This is a genomic window from Pseudanabaena sp. PCC 9330, from assembly GCF_055795045.1.
Window position 1 is genome coordinate 245,462 of sequence record NZ_JAYFES010000116.1, and the last position, 14,413, is coordinate 259,874.

The window sequence follows — 14,413 nt, forward strand, 5'->3', positions numbered from 1 at the left end:
ATGGAACTGATCACGATCATTCTCTCAGCGCTGATGGGCGTCGCCGGTAGCGGGGGCGTTGTGGTTGACACGCTGGCGGCGACCGCCCTGCGCGACCAGATCGCTGGGGCCGAGCTGCTGCAGGTGCGCATTGACAATGTGCCCAACTACCAGCTGATCAACGGTCGTATCGACCACGCTCGGATTGCCGCCCGTGGCCTAGAAACTCGGCAACTGCCAGGGTTGCGCATTGACTCTATCGACCTAGAGACCGATGCCGTAGATGTGGATATAGCCCGCCTACAGCAGGGTGAGCTGGTGCTCGATCAGCCCGTCCAGGCGGCCCTGCGCCTGCGCCTAAAAGACAGCGATATCAACGCCTTTTTGCAGTCGCCTCTGGTGCAAAGCTGGCTCGACACCCTGCAATTTAGCCTGCCAGGGGCAGTGGGTGAGCGTGAGCAAAACCGCTACGGCCTGGCCAATCCATCGCTGACGTTTTTAGAGGGCGATCGCTTTCGTATTGTGGTCGATCTTGAAGATCGCATTGACCAGGAGGATATTGCGATCGTCATCGACCTGGGCTTAGCCACCGTCAACGGCCATCGCTTTGCGCTGATCGACCCTACCATTACCGTCGATGGCGAAGAAGCTCCACCCCAGCTGTTGGAGTCATTTGTCGAGGGGGCTCAAGATCAGCTCACCCTGCGGCGTTTAGAAAGTCTGGGCTTGATCGCCCGCATTCTCAACTTTAAAGTGCGTGACAATGAGCTAGATATGGCGATCTTTGCCAAAATAGAGCCGACCTCTTCCCTTTTAACCCGGCAGCCAGCTGTAGAAGCTGTCCCCTCCGGGCCCTAGGGTGGCCCGGGGTGACCTAGGCTAAAATTAAACTCCTTCGGTAACCACCATGGACTACAGAAATAAGCTGCGGCAAGTTCCCCTCGGTATTTTGGCCGGATTGGCCACCCTGGTGCTAGCCTCGGGTGGCTCTGTGGCCTGGTTTACCTGGCGTGCGCTCAACCCAAGGCCGCCGGTGGCTGAGTTTCCCAATTTAGAAATCGAGACCGAGCCCATGCTGGCGCAGCCCGAAGTGGCTCCCCCTGCCGACCCCCTCCAGGCAGAGACCTCTCCCGCCAAAGAACCCATTGCCCAGACTGCCCCAGCCGAGGCCGCAGGACAAATTTTTTGGCTCAAGGACGAAGGTACCGGCTTTAAGCTGGTGGCCCAGCCGATTTCGGTGGCGGCTGATGCCGCCCCCTCTGATCGCGTCACTGCCGTTTTTTCTAGCCTACTGTCTAAGGCTGGTGACCCTAGTCAGGGGGCATTTACTACTATTCCAGAGCAGACTCGGCTACTCAACGCTTCGGTCGAAGCCGACGGCATTCATATCGATCTATCCGGCGAGTTTGAGGCTGGCGGCGGCAGTGCGTCTATGATGGGTCGCCTGGGCCAGGTAATCTACACCGCCACCGCCTTTGACCCCACTGCCCCAGTGTGGATCTTGGTGGAGGGCAAACCGCTCACCCTGCTCGGTGGCGAAGGGCTAGAGGTCAGCCAGCCCATGACCCGCAGCGACTTTGACGCTGGCTTTGAGCTTTAGCACCCCTGACGTATTTTCAGAGATCTTAGCCCAGGGCTCAATGCATTGAGCCCTGGGCTAAAACCCCTTACAATAAGTACCCATGTTCCACTAGAGCATTCTATGGATTTGTTTACTACGGCCCCTGCCCGTTGCCGCCTGGGCAAAGTGGTTAAATCTAACTCCCACTGCGACTATGTGGTGCAGGTTGACGACGCCCAGGATGTCTGTTCGCCGCCCTCGCCAGAAGCCTGTGGCTTTGGTCAGTTTGTCAGCTTTGACAACGATAGCCGTCACTGGGCGGTGGGGCTGGTGTACAACTCTCAGCTATTTAATCCGCTGTTTCTCAATACCGGGCCGCGCCTGTCGAGTGAGCCCGACCCCCTGTTTACCCCCGACTTGGTGCAAGAGACGCGCACCCTTTTGGGGGTGGTGCTGGTCGGCACCCTGGTCAGTGAGAATGGTCAGACCTATGGCCAACACGGCATTCCTCGGGTGGTGGTGCCCGCTAATACTCCGGTCTATGGCATGACCCCGGCATCGGTACACCGCTTTCACTGCAATGTTGATGGGCAAACCCAGTTTAGCTACTACAGTCACTTGCTCAGGTCGGGGGGCATGTTTGCCGCCCAGCTCGCCCAGCAGGTGCTGGCTGAACTGGTGGAGAGCGAGTTGTTTACCGGAGCTGATCAGCGAGCGCTGATGGTACTCGGTAAGGAGCTGAGCTGGAAGAACACCCTGGGGGCCATTCGATAAACCCAGGACACCAAAAGTGTAGTCTTTGATTTCTTATTAACTAGAACCCCTACACAGCAGGCGTGCCCAAAAAGTCCCCGATCGCAGTCTAGTACCCCGCCGCCAGGGCAATAGCACCATCAGATTCGACCTACCCTAGGGTAGACAGGCAGAGTAGTATTGCCTCAGTCCACTCCACGATGGCTCCGTAGGTGTCGCCCGTGGTGCCCCTGAGACGGTGGTTCAGGTAGGCTCCTATAGCTAGAGAGCCGCCTAAGCCACCGAGTAGGGTCAGGCCATTGAGCACCATTTGAGCGGGGCTGGCCCAGGCCCAGAGGCTGTGGAGCGCCAGCGCCAACCCCAGACCCAGCAGCCAATCTTGGGGCGATCGCCGATGCTCCCGATGCAAGGCTCCTTTGCCCTCGGCCCGCAGGTAGGGGTAGCGGGCGATCGCCACCACCTGGCCCCAGCGACTCCAGATCATGGCCGCAATCAGCACCCAGCCTCGCCCGCTGACCAGGTCTGCCAGAGCCAAGGTTTTAAGGCCGAGAATGGCGATCGCTGCCATCACCCCAAAGGCCCCGCTATGGCTATCGGCCATTACTGCCAGCCGCCGCTCCGGTTGCATTACGGCCAGACCATCTGCGGTGTCCATGGCACCATCTAGGTGTAACCCGCCGGTCAGCCACACCGCTAGGCCAACTATTAGGGCACTGCGGGTTAGGGGCGGCATGCCCATGTGCCCTAAGGCCCAATCTACCGCCACCAATCCTAGGCCTAGCCCCAGGCCCACCACTGGAGCGAGGGGGGCAATGCCCTCAAAACGTGGCTGCCAACCGGGGGGGAGCGGCAGCTTGGTGTAAAACAAAATAGACCCGCCCAGACGAGCAAACCAACCAGGACGAGGAGTAGGGTGGTCAGGCTGCACTGGAAGCAACGGTGTCACGGATCCACCTTCAGGGAGGCTAAAAAACATTCCGCCGGATTGCGGAAACTGTAGCATTTCGGTAAAAGGCTCAAAGGCTGGGCTTTTGACGGGCTTCAGCCAAAAATTTCCATGGAACCAAGACATTGCAGAGCAGATCATTCCCAGCAATATCGAGTATCTTGGATATAGATTGACAGGAGCGATCGCCACAGGCCTTGCTCCAAAGCCAACGTAGCGTGGTTAAAAATTCATGAATCACGAACGTGCTACTAACTTGAGCCTCCCCGCTCCTTGTTTAATCGATAACGGGGTAGTTGTCAACAAAACCGACATGCTCAGGCTATTGCAAGACCTCGGTCAAGTCCGGTACCGTCATTTTCAAGACAGCGTTCCCATTTCCGAAGGCCAAGGCTTGGTAATGGAAGTGTTTGCCGATAGCCAACAGGCTACGTTGGTGGCTAATCATACCCTATATATCAACGTTTACAGCTTTGATTTCCTAGAAATAGGTAAAACTGATACAGACGGCAGTCACTTTGATCTGGTGCAAGACGGTCGCAGGCTGCGCTTAGTTCCGCTCTCTGACCCCATGCATGAGCAAATTACCCGGTCAGTCAACACCGCTACCCTAGAAGCCATGGTTGCTGATGCCCTCTCTGCCAGCTGGGACGCCTGTCTCGATGACGATCGCAACTTTCTTGACTAGTGCAGGCTGAGCTTGCCTGGTGATGAGGCCGGGCAACTATCTGGCGGGGGTAGGCCCAAGGTCGCAACACAGCAGAGATTTTGTAGATCTTGGCGTCAATCTTCGTCACTGGGTGGATAGACTGTGCGAAGCTGACTCCGAATTTTAAGACGAATTTTAAGACGGTGTTGACTGAGACGTAGGTCTTCGCCTAGGCGGGGCTTGAGGGAGAGTGACAGCGGGCGATAGGCCACTGCGGTGCTCGACTCTGCGGTGCTTAACTTGTGGCAAATCCCATGCGGCGGTTGGCAAAGTTGTTTATCCTATCTGAGGACACTTCATCTGGGGAGATGCTATGGAACTGCAAGGGATTCGCGATCGCATTACGGCCATTCGCAGCAAGCGAGAGGCGCTGATTCGCCTGCTGGAGCAGCCAGATTTGGGCACGCTGCGGATCGATGTCAACCAGGCGATCGAAGAAATGGACGATCTGCTAGAAGAATTTGACCGCACCTTTCCGGTGGGATGATAGGTTGGGATTTGGGCTAAATTTGCCCCGCTATTTTCACCCTTAACCCCATTTCCTTTGATCTGCTATGGCCACCAGCTACACCGTTGAGATTCACCACCGGGGCTCGACCCACACCATTACCGTGCCCGAAGACCAGACTATTTTGGCGGCGGCCCATGCGGTGGGGCTCGACCTACCGACCTCTTGCGGCGCGGGGGTCTGCACCACCTGTGCCGCGCTGGTGCTAGAGGGTGAGGTCGATCAATCTGACGGCATGGGGGTTAGCAATGAGCTACAGGCGGAGGGCTACGCGCTGCTGTGTGTGGCCTATCCCCGTTCTGATATCAAGCTAGAAACTGAGAAAGAAGACATTGTCTATCAGAAGCAGTTTGGCCAGGGGTAGACATCAACGCCATGGCCTTAGCTACTCACTTCATTACGCTAAATTTTCCTTTGGGAGATGCCAGGGGCGATTTGGTCAGTGCGATCGAAGCGGCTCTAGCCGAACAGGGGGAGCCGCTGCGCTGGGCCATTACCCAGGTCAATAGCGCAACCCAAGTTGCCACCGTAGAGGCTGTGGTAACGACTGAGCCCTGATTTTCTCTGAATTATGCTCTCCCCTGTCCCTGGTCGTCGTCCCTATACTGCGGTGCTGGTGGTGCCGACGGGAATTGGTGCGGCGGTGGGCGGCTATGCGGGAGACGCTCTGCCGGTGGCGCGGGCCATGGCCTCGGTGGTGGATACGCTGATTACCCATCCCAATGTGATGAATGGGGCGCAGCTCTACTGGCCGCTGCCCAACGCGCTCTACGTCGAGGGCTACGGCCTTGACCAGTTTGCGGCGGGGCGGTGGGGCCTGCGGCCAGTGCATAGCAACCGCATTGGGCTGGTGCTAGATGTCGCGATCGAAGACGACCTGCGCTGGCGGCATCTCCAGGCGGCGGATGCGGCCCGGGCCACCCTTGGACTGCACTTGACTGACTACGTGGTCACCGATGCGCCCCTAGGAGTAGAGCTGCGATCGGCGGCGTCGGGGGCGACCTGGGGCACGATTGGGCGGCCTGACAGTTTGCTGCGGGCGGCGGAGCGGGCGATCGCCGCTGGAGCCAATGCGATCGCCGTAGTTGCTCGCTTCCCTGACGACATTGAGAGCGAGGCCCTGCAAGACTATCGCCAGGGCCAGGGGGTTGACCCCCTGGCGGGGGCCGAGGCGGTGATTAGCCACCTGGTGGTGCGTACCCTGCGAGTGCCCTGTGCCCACGCCCCAGCCCTGGGACCGCTGCCCCTCGATCCTTCTATCTCGCCCAAGTCGGCGGCGGAGGAGCTGGGCCATACCTTTTTGCCCTGTGTGCTGGCGGGGCTGAGCCGGGCCCCCCAGTTTGTGGCGGGGCCGTCTTCCGGTGCTGGATCGCTGTGGGCTGACCAGGTAGATGCGATCGTAGTGCCCGCCAGTGCCGGCGGTGGCAGCGCCCTGCTGAGTTTGGGGCCACGGGCCTTAGCGATCGCCGTTGAAGCCAACTCCACTGCTCTATCTGTCAGCCCAGAAAGCCTCGGTGTACCCGTGGTGCGAGTGGCGTCGTATCTGGAGGCGATCGGCCTGCTGGTCGCTCACCGAGCAGGGGTGCATCCCCAGGCGCTGACTGCCCATGTGCCCCACCTAAAGAAAATAGACCCTATCCAAAGCGAGAAACGGAGTTCTCCCTGGGGAAAAATTACAAATTCTGAGCGAGACTTTGCGTAGCGGCTGGGGTTGAGGTTCTCCCCTCGGGCAGATAAAAACTGTGATTTACATTTCTACAATTGAGTCTGGAGAAGGTCAGCTTGGTCATCACTAGTAGGGTTGTCTTTCTGCCGTTGCCTACAGGTGAAAAGCTGCTAGGCAAGCACCGCTGCCGATATTTCCCAGCAATGCTAGGCCTAGGGAATGGTTTTGTTGTTGCTATGGGTCTTGCCATGGCCTAAACGGCTGGGCGAGGGGCCGCAGCTGTTGTAGGCCTGACCTTCGCTGCTGTCACAGGAACAGGTTATGAAAGAGCGCACGGTTAACGTTTTGCTAGTGGAGGATGACGCAGTGGACGTGATGAACGTCCGGCGAGCCTTTAAGCGCAATCAAATTAAAAACCCGCTGTATGTCGCCAATAACGGGCTAGAAGCGTTGTCGATGCTGCGGGGTAGTGATGCAGCGCCGCCGACGGTGCCCGGACACCGCCGCTTGGTGCTGCTCGACATCAACATGCCGAAGATGAACGGCCTCGAATTTTTGCAGGCGCTACGGCAGGATGAGGTGTTGAAGTCTACCCCGGTGGTGGTGCTAACCACCTCCGATGCTGACCGCGATCGCCTAGAGGCCTACCGCCTCAATGTGGCGGGCTACATTCTCAAGCCGGTCACCTTTGCCACCTTTGCCAATGTGATGGCGGCGCTTAATCAGTACTGGGCGCTGTGTGAAATCCCTTAGACTGTAGGCAAAACTCTATTGTTGGCTTGACCCAGGTTGAGTTGATGGCAGACATTGGACAAGCCGGTCTGATTTAGTCTTGACCCAAACATGTGAAAATGTGCAACCTCAGGGCAGCGATAACGTCTGAATGGGTATGGCCATAGAACTGCTCTTGGTCGATGACGACGCGGTCGATCGTATGGCGATCTGCCGGGCCTTGGCTAAGGCCGATCTGTCGATACAGGTAACCGAGGTGATCAATGCTGAAGAGGCGATCGTCCATCTCAGTACTCGTCCCTGTGACTGCGTGTTTCTCGACTATCGCCTCCCTGAGCAAGATGGCCTGTCTTTGATTCGTCAGTGGCGGGCCGAGGGGGTGACCATTCCCCTTGTGGTGCTCACCGGGCAGGGAGATGAGCAGATCGCGGTAGATTTAATGAAGGCGGGGGCCAGTGACTACCTGGTAAAAACTCGGGTGTCTCCCGATCGCCTGGCGCTGCTCTTGCGCAATGCCATGCGGGTGCACAAGGCCGAACAGCGGGAGGCCAATGCCCTGGCCCAGCTGCAACAGACCAACGCCCTGCTGACCCGGCAAAATGAAGAGCTAGGGCGTCAGCGTCGCTATATTGAAGACCAAAACCTCAAGCTGCTGTCGGCCTACCGGGTAAAGTCGGAGTTTTTGGCCACCATGTCCCACGAGCTGCGCACTCCCCTCAATGCCATTCTGGGATTTTCTCAAATTCTCGATAGCCAGTCGAAGGGGCCGCTGACCGACCACCAGGCCGAAATGGTCAAGCGCATTTTTACCAACGGCAAAAATTTGCTCAACCTGGTCAACGATATTCTCGATCTGTCAAAGCTAGAGGCCCAGCGACTGACCCTGACCTCCACCGCTGTGGATCTGCCTCGGCTGGTGCAGGCCACGCTGTTTGACCTACAGTCGCTGGCCGACGCTAAAGCGTTGTCCCTAGAGCTGACTCTGCTCCTACAGGATCCGATCATTCATAACGACGAGCATCGGCTGCGGCAGGTGCTGACCAACTTGGTGTCAAACGCGGTGAAGTTTACCGATCGCGGTCAGGTGCAGATCACCCTGAGTGAATCATTGCCCGACCAGGTTGTTTTAACAGTTGCCGATACCGGCATTGGCATTGCTGCCGATCATCTGCCCCACATCTTTGAAGCCTTTCGCCAGGTCGATCAAACGATTCGCCGCCAGCGCTCTGGTACGGGTTTGGGGCTGGCGATCGTGCATTCTCTAGTGTCAATTATGGGCGGCACCGTTGCGGTTAAGAGTGAGCTGGGTCAGGGGACTGTATTTACCGTGACGCTGCCTCGGCGAATCGGTTAGGTCAACGGCTGGATGGACAGACAATGGGCCAAGGATCCCTGCCGCTCGGTCGTTGGTCGTCTTGGACTTGCTACGATGGGAATGTTGTTGCGATCGCCTTGGCCCTGTGACCGTTGCCCTAGATAAAATCGCCCTCCAATACCCCACCTTGGATGGTGAACCCGTGGCCGCAACCTTTGTGCATCTCTATGCCCTGCTGGTGACGCTGGAGGTGCTGCGCCAGTATCTGGAGGGGCGACGGGCGACGGTGTTGGCCAACCAGTTTTTGTATTACTCCGAAGGCATGCCCCGGCTGCGCTGCGCCCCCGACGTAATGGTAATTTTCGATGTCGAACCCGGTGGGCGCGACAGCTACAAGATCTGGGAAGAGAGTCAGGTGCCAGCGGTGATCTTTGAAATGCTCTCCCAGAGCACCCAAGACCACGACCAGGTTTTTAAGAAAACCCTCTACGAGCAGATGGGGGTGCAAGAATATTGGCTGTTTGACCCCAAGGGCGAATGGCTGCCCCACCAGCTTGAGGGCTACCGTCTAGAGCAGAATTACTACCAGCCGATTACCGATGGTCGCAGCGCGGCATTGGGGCTACGACTGGCGGTAGAAGGGGCTTTAATCGGCTTCTACCGCGACGATACTGGGGAGCGTCTTTTAATTCCTAGAGAGCTGGCAGAGGCCCTGCGGCGCGAGGCGCTGGCCCGCCAGCAGGCGGAACAGCGAGCAGAACAAGCGCGTCAACGAGCAGAACAAGCGCAGCAGCGGGCCGACGAAGCCGAGGCCAGGCTGGCCGCCCTGAAGGGCAAATTGCGCGATGACCCTCTGGGTCGGTCTTTGACCATCGCGGCATTGATCTCGAATCCTAGGAGCACAGCGCCAGTGAGCTTTGGCAATCCAGTACTCACTAGCCGGAGCAACATGGGAGAATAGAAACCGCCAAATTCAGTCCGTAACACTCGGGGAAAGATTCTGTGAAAGCTCTTGTGGTTGGCAGCGGTGGTCGTGAACATACCCTGGCCTGGGCGCTGCTGCGTAGGTCGGAGACCGCCCCTCAGGGGGCCTTACCCAAAATTACCGAAGTGTTTTGCGTGCCTGGCAACGGCGGCACCGCCACCTTGCCCCACTGCCGCAACCTAGCGATGAACCCCAGCGACTTTGAGGGCATCGCCCGCTTTGCCCTAGTCAACAACCTAGAGCTGGTGGTGGTTGGCCCCGAACAGCCCCTGGCAGAAGGCATTACCGACTATTTGCAGAATCAGGGACTCAAGGTGTTTGGCCCCTGCCAGGCGGGGGCGCAGATCGAGGCCAGCAAAGCCTGGGCCAAGGCGCTGATGGTTGAGGCGGGCATCCCCACGGCGAAGGCTGAGGTGTTTACCGACGAAGCCGCCGCCCTAGACTACCTCAAGCAGGTAGGTGCGCCCATTGTGATCAAGGCCGACGGGCTGGCGGCGGGCAAGGGGGTCACCGTGGCCCACACCCTAGAGGAAGCCATCGAGGCGATCGCCGACATCTTCAGCGGCAAATTTGGTGCGGCGGGCAGCCAGGTGGTGATCGAAGAGTTTATGACCGGCCAAGAAGCCTCGGTACTGGCGGTCACCGACGGCACCACCATTCGCCCCCTGGTGCCGGCCCAAGACCACAAGGCCATCGGCGAGGGCGACACTGGGCCAAATACTGGCGGTATGGGAGCCTACGCACCTACTCCCGTGGTTACCCCTGAGATTCTAGAGCGGGTGCAGCAGGAGGTACTGGAACCGGCGATCGCCACCCTGCGCCGTCGTGGTATCGACTATCGCGGCATTCTCTACGCTGGGCTGATGATCACCCCCGAGGGGGTGCCCAAGGTAGTGGAGTTTAACTGCCGCTTTGGCGACCCCGAGACCCAGGCGGTGGTGCCCCTGCTAGAGACCCCCCTAGAGGAGGTGATGCTGGCTTGCATTGAGGGTCGGTTAGAGACCCTAGATTTGCGGTGGAAGCCCGGTGCCGCCGCCTGCGTGGTGATCGCCGCCGAGGGCTACCCCGGTAGCTACCCCAAAGGTATGGAAATTGCTGGCTTTGAAGCCGCCGCTGCCACCGGGGCGCTGGTGTTTCACGCCGGGACACGCCGCAAGGGCGACAGCATTGTGGCCGACGGGGGCCGAGTGCTGGGGGTGACGGGGCTGGGAGATAGCTTTGAAGAGGCGATCGCCAACGCCTACGCCGCCGTCGACAAGCTCAGCTTTGAAGGCATGGTCTACCGCCGCGACATTGGCCATCGGGTGATGGGTAGCAAGTAACGGAGTCTTGCTGACTGAACTATGACGCCCCTGGGGGATGGTGTCAGGTACTGGGTGTCAGGTTTCAGGAACAGTGGGCTTAGGCTATTTCTCAGAAAGAACCTTCCTGCATCGGGCAAACAACCGTTTGCCCCTACGATAGAACGGTTTGTTAATCGGGAATTTGCTCTGGTGGAAATGGCCTTGCCGAGTACTAGATATTCTCCTGGGGGGTGACCTCGGCAGCAAGCGCCTGGGGTAACTCGGGTGGGGCAGTCACTTCGCCTCGGGCTTCGGCGATCAGGTCAGAGACAATTTCTTTAATCACGCTGGCGATGGGGACAGCGATCAAAATTCCCATCACCCCGCCCAGTCTGGCCCCAATAAAGACCGAGACAATCAGCCAGATGGGGTTGACGCCGATCAGATCGCCCATCACCTTAGGCAAGATGATCTCGTCTAAAATCTGACCCAGCACCAGAGCGATCACAAACACCTGAATGCCGGTACCCAGATCGTGAATCATGACAAACAGGCTAACGCTGGTTTGGGCAAAGGCTCCCATAAACGGAAACAGGCTGCCCATGCCGATCAGCATGGCAAACATCAGCGCCAGGGGTACTCGAATCAGGGTGAAAATCAGCGCTAGCACGAGGCCAAACCCAGTGGCCAGCATCACCTGGACGCTGATAAATCGCTTGAACTTGTAGGGCACCTTTGTCTCTAGGCGATCGCGCCACCAGGGCGATAGCCAGCTCATCATGCCGGCCCAGGCTCTGCCCCCCTTGACCAGCATAAACACCGTCAGCACAATCACAAAAAACACTTTAAAGCCGCCGCTGACGCTGCCCGCCAGCAGACCCAGCAGGGTGGTGCCCAGGGTGCGCATCACGCCAGTCATCTGCCGCACCAGCTGGGCCTGTATCTCGCTAAAGTTAACCCCCACGGCGTCGGTAATGGCCAGCCGATCGAGCCAGCCAAACACCCCCTCTGACGAGGCCACCCACTGGGGCAGCTGGTTGAGAAAATCGCCTAGCTGACTGACTAGGGCGGGCAGCACCAGAAAAGCACCGACTAGAATGGCCGCGATCGCCACCACCACCACCAGGCCCAGGCTCACCCCCCGAGATATACCCCGCTGCTGCAAAAACTGCACCGGGTAGTCGAGCACCAGGGCCAGCATGATGGCGATCAGCACCATGGTCACCAGAGGCTGCAAAAAGTCGATCAGCTGGGTAAAAACCCAGCCATTGAGAAAGAACAGCGGCAGCAGCAGCGAATTTCGCAGCCAGCGAGGAAAAACCAGCGCCTTAGGATTCATTGAGCCATTTTATGGGGAGACTGGCCCTAGGGTATACCAAGTCTAGCTGGAGAGGAAAACCCGCCGCCGCAATACCCGCCACAATGTAGCAATGACACTATCGCAGGGGCCGAGGTGGGCTCAATGAAACCATGACAATAGATAGCATTTTGGCGAAGGCTCTGGCGGGGGACGACCTGACTCCGGCAGAAGGCGTAGCTTTGCTCCAGCAGCGCGACGTTGAGTCTCGGGCGGCGATTCGCCGCGCCGCCGATAGCCTGCGTCGGCAACAGGTGGGTGACACGGTCACCTACGTGATCAACCGCAACATCAACTACACCAACATTTGTGAGCAGCACTGTAGCTTCTGCGCTTTTCGCCGCGATCGCGATGGCGACGGAGCCTACTGGCTCGACTTTGCCCCTATTCTCGAAAAGGCTACCGAAGCCGTCGCCCTGGGGGCAACCGAAATCTGTATGCAGGGCGGGCTCAACCCCTACGCCAAGGTCAACGGCACCTCCCTGGGCTACTACCTGAAGCTGGTCGAGACCATTAAGAGCAGCTTTCCTGCCCTGCACCTGCACGCCTTCTCCCCCCAGGAGGTGGAGTTTATCGCCCGCCAGGATGGGCTGAGCTACCGCGATGTGCTGCTGTCGCTGCGCGATGCGGGGGTGGGGTCGCTGCCCGGCACCGCCGCTGAGGTGCTGGTAGATGAGGTGCGTCGAGTGCTGTGTCCCGAAAAAATCAATACTGCCACCTGGCTAGAGATTGTGGGGCTGGCCCACGCCATTGGGCTGCCTACCACTAGCACTATGTTGTCGGGGCACATCGAGACCCCGGCCCAGCAGATCGCCCACCTAGAGCACCTGCGCCAGCTCCAGCGGTGTTCTCTCGGGGCCGGCTATGACGCAGCGATCACCGAATTTATCGTGCTGCCCTTTGTTGGGCAGGAGGCTCCTAAGCCTCTGCGGCGGCGGGTGGGGCGCGACCAGCCGGTGCTGGCCGATGCCCTGCTGCTGACAGGGGTGGCTCGTCTCTACCTGGGCAATGCGATCGCCAACCACCAGCCTAGCTGGGTCAAACTGGGGCTAGCCGGGGCTACCGAGGCGCTGACCTGGGGCTGCAATGACCTCGGCGGCACCCTAATGGAAGAGCACATCACCACCATGGCCGGGGCTGTGGGAGGCACTGGCCTGACGGTGGCCGAGCTGCGGGAGGCGATCGCCTCCCTAACCCGCCCCGCTCAGCAGCGCGACACCCTCTACGGTGCGGTGCCCACCGCTGGTGAGCTGGTGACTGAGGGGGCAGGAAAAACTGCCCCGGCCTGGCAGTCGCGCAGCCAGAGCCTGACCGCCTGACCGACAATGCCGTCGCTGGTCTCCTGGGGTGGGGTGGGGCCGCGATCGGCCGTGCCCTGGAGGGTATCTACACTGGAGTACAGCAGGGCCAAACGCCAGCCCTCGGGAGACTGGGCTAAAAACAGCCAGTGATGGTGCTGCAACGACACCACGCGATCGGGCCAAAATTGCCGCTCTAGCGTGGTAAAAAATAGCTGCTGTAGGCCCGAATTATCTGCGCCCCCACCATCAGGCCCGAACTCAGCCAAATCGATGGGGGTTAGGTCTGCTGGGCTAGTTGCCAAGATAGTAGTTCTAGGCTCTGCCAAGAGCTGCTCTAGGGCAGAGGCGCGGCTGGCCACCCGGTTGGCATAGCTGGGTAGGTCAGTCAAAAGCTGGGGTGCCAGCACTGGCAGGTCCGTGGGGCAGATCTGGGGCGATGTCTCTGGAGCGGCGGTCTCCGATCGATGCAGAGACGCTGGCTCTGCGGCCAGGGGCAGCGCCCCCATCGCCCCTAAGGCTAGATAGCCTAGGATGAGACTTCCTAGGGCGAGGGCAGACCGGCTGCTTAAGAAGAGATGGCGGCGGTGCATTCGTCACAGATGCGTTGAAACGCAGCGGCAGGGTCGGCGACGGCGGTGATGGGGCGACCGATCACTAGGTAGTTGGCTCCGGCCAGCAGCGCCTGGGCCGGGGTTAGGGTGCGGCGCTGATCTTGGCTATCGGCCCAGGTGGGGCGCACCCCAGGGCACACCAGCACAAAGTCAGGAGGCAAAAAGCGCCGCAGATCGCTGACCTCCTGGGGTGAGCAGACGGCACCGCCTAGACCACTGTCTCGGGCCAGCATGGCCATCTGTAGGACATAGTCTGACGCCTCTAGGGGCACCTTGAGCTCAAAGGTGAGCATCTGGGGCGAAATGCTGGTGAGCAGAGTAACGGCAATCACCAGCGGTGGCTGCATTCCTGCGGTGGTCGCGGCGGCGATCGCCGCCTGGTTTGCCGCCTCCAGCGCGATCTTCCCCGCTGCGGCATGAATAGTCAGTAGGTCTACCCCGTAGCGCCCCGCTGCCCCGCAGGCCCCGGCCATGGTGTTGGGAATGTCGTGAAACTTGAGGTCGAGAAAAATCCGCTTTTGTCGTGCCTTGAGCTCTTGTAAAAGCGTTGGCCCAGAGCTGACGAAGAGCTCTAACCCCACTTTCCAAAAGCTCACCTCGGGCATGGCATCGACCAGAGCCAGAGCGGCGGCGGCTGAGGGCAGGTCAAGCGGCACAATGATGCGCTGATCAACGCTGGGGGAAACGCTCTGGGCCGCAGCAGTCAT

The 14,413-nt window shown here is 59.3% G+C and carries 17 protein-coding genes; 13 read left to right on the forward strand and 4 right to left on the reverse strand.

Annotated features, from left to right (window positions below; translation table 11 throughout):
* The 3 genes from AC0QKW_RS21910 (at window position 1) to AC0QKW_RS21920 (ending at window position 2,314) form a co-directional block, all read left to right on the forward strand.
* Window positions 1-837 carry an LmeA family phospholipid-binding protein gene (locus AC0QKW_RS21910; RefSeq protein WP_473153226.1) on the forward strand — a complete coding sequence of 279 codons (837 nt, stop codon included), beginning with the start codon at window positions 1-3 and terminating at the stop codon, window positions 835-837.
* 49 nt (window positions 838-886) lie between these two features.
* Entirely contained in the window at window positions 887-1,579 is a 693-nt protein-coding gene (locus AC0QKW_RS21915) for a GerMN domain-containing protein (RefSeq protein WP_473153227.1), read from the forward strand.
* A 102-nt stretch (window positions 1,580-1,681) separates the two neighbouring features.
* Window positions 1,682-2,314: a DUF8166 family protein gene (locus AC0QKW_RS21920; protein ID WP_473153228.1), complete on the forward strand. Its 633-nt coding sequence runs from the start codon at window positions 1,682-1,684 to the stop codon at window positions 2,312-2,314.
* 130 nt (window positions 2,315-2,444) lie between these two features.
* Here AC0QKW_RS21920 and cobS read toward each other — a convergent pair whose 3' ends face one another.
* A complete protein-coding gene (gene cobS, locus AC0QKW_RS21925; protein WP_473153229.1) occupies window positions 2,445-3,239 on the reverse strand; it encodes an adenosylcobinamide-GDP ribazoletransferase in 795 nt (264 codons plus the stop codon).
* A gap of 232 nt (window positions 3,240-3,471) precedes the next feature.
* On the opposite strand from cobS, the gene AC0QKW_RS21930 reads away from it, so the two are divergent.
* From AC0QKW_RS21930 to purD, 9 genes are all read left to right on the forward strand, one after another.
* Entirely contained in the window at window positions 3,472-3,927 is a 456-nt protein-coding gene (locus tag AC0QKW_RS21930; RefSeq protein ID WP_473153230.1) for a hypothetical protein, read from the forward strand.
* Between the two features lie 334 nt (window positions 3,928-4,261).
* Window positions 4,262-4,435: a hypothetical protein gene (locus AC0QKW_RS21935; protein WP_473153231.1), complete on the forward strand. Its 174-nt coding sequence runs from the start codon at window positions 4,262-4,264 to the stop codon at window positions 4,433-4,435.
* A gap of 67 nt (window positions 4,436-4,502) precedes the next feature.
* The gene (locus AC0QKW_RS21940) at window positions 4,503-4,820 is read left to right on the forward strand and encodes a 2Fe-2S iron-sulfur cluster-binding protein (RefSeq protein ID WP_473153232.1); all 318 of its coding nucleotides are present in this window, start codon (window positions 4,503-4,505) and stop codon (window positions 4,818-4,820) included.
* Between the two features lie 11 nt (window positions 4,821-4,831).
* Window positions 4,832-5,014, forward strand: a complete 183-nt coding sequence (locus tag AC0QKW_RS21945) for a hypothetical protein (protein ID WP_473153233.1) — start codon at window positions 4,832-4,834, stop codon at window positions 5,012-5,014.
* A 13-nt stretch (window positions 5,015-5,027) separates the two neighbouring features.
* On the forward strand, window positions 5,028-6,158 hold the full coding sequence (locus AC0QKW_RS21950) for a DUF3326 domain-containing protein (protein ID WP_473153234.1): 1,131 nt from the start codon (window positions 5,028-5,030) through the stop codon (window positions 6,156-6,158).
* 285 nt (window positions 6,159-6,443) lie between these two features.
* Window positions 6,444-6,875, forward strand: a complete 432-nt coding sequence (locus tag AC0QKW_RS21955; RefSeq protein WP_473153235.1) for a response regulator — start codon at window positions 6,444-6,446, stop codon at window positions 6,873-6,875.
* Between the two features lie 136 nt (window positions 6,876-7,011).
* Window positions 7,012-8,208, forward strand: coding sequence for a sensor histidine kinase (locus tag AC0QKW_RS21960; RefSeq protein ID WP_473153236.1), 1,197 nt, complete (start codon window positions 7,012-7,014; stop codon window positions 8,206-8,208).
* 106 nt (window positions 8,209-8,314) lie between these two features.
* Window positions 8,315-9,130, forward strand: coding sequence for a Uma2 family endonuclease (locus AC0QKW_RS21965; protein WP_473153237.1), 816 nt, complete (start codon window positions 8,315-8,317; stop codon window positions 9,128-9,130).
* Between the two features lie 41 nt (window positions 9,131-9,171).
* Entirely contained in the window at window positions 9,172-10,476 is a 1,305-nt protein-coding gene (gene purD / locus AC0QKW_RS21970) for a phosphoribosylamine--glycine ligase (RefSeq protein WP_473153238.1), read from the forward strand.
* A 193-nt stretch (window positions 10,477-10,669) separates the two neighbouring features.
* Here the strand turns inward: purD and AC0QKW_RS21975 are convergent, their stop codons facing one another.
* On the reverse strand, window positions 10,670-11,776 hold the full coding sequence (locus tag AC0QKW_RS21975) for an AI-2E family transporter (protein WP_473153239.1): 1,107 nt from the start codon (window positions 11,774-11,776) through the stop codon (window positions 10,670-10,672).
* A 131-nt stretch (window positions 11,777-11,907) separates the two neighbouring features.
* Between AC0QKW_RS21975 and cofH the strand changes: the two genes are divergently transcribed.
* A complete protein-coding gene (cofH, locus tag AC0QKW_RS21980) occupies window positions 11,908-13,113 on the forward strand; it encodes a 7,8-didemethyl-8-hydroxy-5-deazariboflavin synthase subunit CofH (RefSeq protein ID WP_473153240.1) in 1,206 nt (401 codons plus the stop codon).
* Here cofH and AC0QKW_RS21985 read toward each other — a convergent pair.
* Complete coding sequence (locus AC0QKW_RS21985; RefSeq protein WP_473153241.1) at window positions 13,017-13,685, reverse strand: hypothetical protein; 669 nt, start codon at window positions 13,683-13,685, stop codon at window positions 13,017-13,019. The genes cofH and AC0QKW_RS21985 overlap by 97 nt on opposite strands.
* Window positions 13,661-14,413 (reverse strand): orotidine-5'-phosphate decarboxylase, encoded by a 753-nt coding sequence (gene pyrF, locus AC0QKW_RS21990; RefSeq protein ID WP_473153242.1) that lies wholly within the window; start codon window positions 14,411-14,413, stop codon window positions 13,661-13,663. Before pyrF ends, AC0QKW_RS21985 begins: the two co-directional genes overlap by 25 nt.

What these genes read in the sequence shown, in the direction of transcription:
- AC0QKW_RS21910 (WP_473153226.1), top strand. Translation starts at nt 1, where the DNA reads ATGGAACTGATCACGATCATTCTCTCAGCGCTGATGGGCGTCGCCGGT.
- AC0QKW_RS21915 (WP_473153227.1), top strand. Translation starts at nt 887, where the DNA reads ATGGACTACAGAAATAAGCTGCGGCAAGTTCCCCTCGGTATTTTGGCC.
- AC0QKW_RS21920 (WP_473153228.1), top strand. Translation starts at nt 1,682, where the DNA reads ATGGATTTGTTTACTACGGCCCCTGCCCGTTGCCGCCTGGGCAAAGTG.
- AC0QKW_RS21930 (WP_473153230.1), top strand. Translation starts at nt 3,472, where the DNA reads ATGAATCACGAACGTGCTACTAACTTGAGCCTCCCCGCTCCTTGTTTA.
- AC0QKW_RS21935 (WP_473153231.1), top strand. Translation starts at nt 4,262, where the DNA reads ATGGAACTGCAAGGGATTCGCGATCGCATTACGGCCATTCGCAGCAAG.
- AC0QKW_RS21940 (WP_473153232.1), top strand. Translation starts at nt 4,503, where the DNA reads ATGGCCACCAGCTACACCGTTGAGATTCACCACCGGGGCTCGACCCAC.
- AC0QKW_RS21945 (WP_473153233.1), top strand. Translation starts at nt 4,832, where the DNA reads ATGGCCTTAGCTACTCACTTCATTACGCTAAATTTTCCTTTGGGAGAT.
- AC0QKW_RS21950 (WP_473153234.1), top strand. Translation starts at nt 5,028, where the DNA reads ATGCTCTCCCCTGTCCCTGGTCGTCGTCCCTATACTGCGGTGCTGGTG.
- AC0QKW_RS21955 (WP_473153235.1), top strand. Translation starts at nt 6,444, where the DNA reads ATGAAAGAGCGCACGGTTAACGTTTTGCTAGTGGAGGATGACGCAGTG.
- AC0QKW_RS21960 (WP_473153236.1), top strand. Translation starts at nt 7,012, where the DNA reads ATGGCCATAGAACTGCTCTTGGTCGATGACGACGCGGTCGATCGTATG.
- AC0QKW_RS21975 (WP_473153239.1), bottom strand. Translation starts at nt 11,776, where the DNA reads ATGAATCCTAAGGCGCTGGTTTTTCCTCGCTGGCTGCGAAATTCGCTG.
- cofH (WP_473153240.1), top strand. Translation starts at nt 11,908, where the DNA reads ATGACAATAGATAGCATTTTGGCGAAGGCTCTGGCGGGGGACGACCTG.
- AC0QKW_RS21985 (WP_473153241.1), bottom strand. Translation starts at nt 13,685, where the DNA reads ATGCACCGCCGCCATCTCTTCTTAAGCAGCCGGTCTGCCCTCGCCCTA.
- pyrF (WP_473153242.1), bottom strand. Translation starts at nt 14,413, where the DNA reads ATGACTGCTGCGGCCCAGAGCGTTTCCCCCAGCGTTGATCAGCGCATC.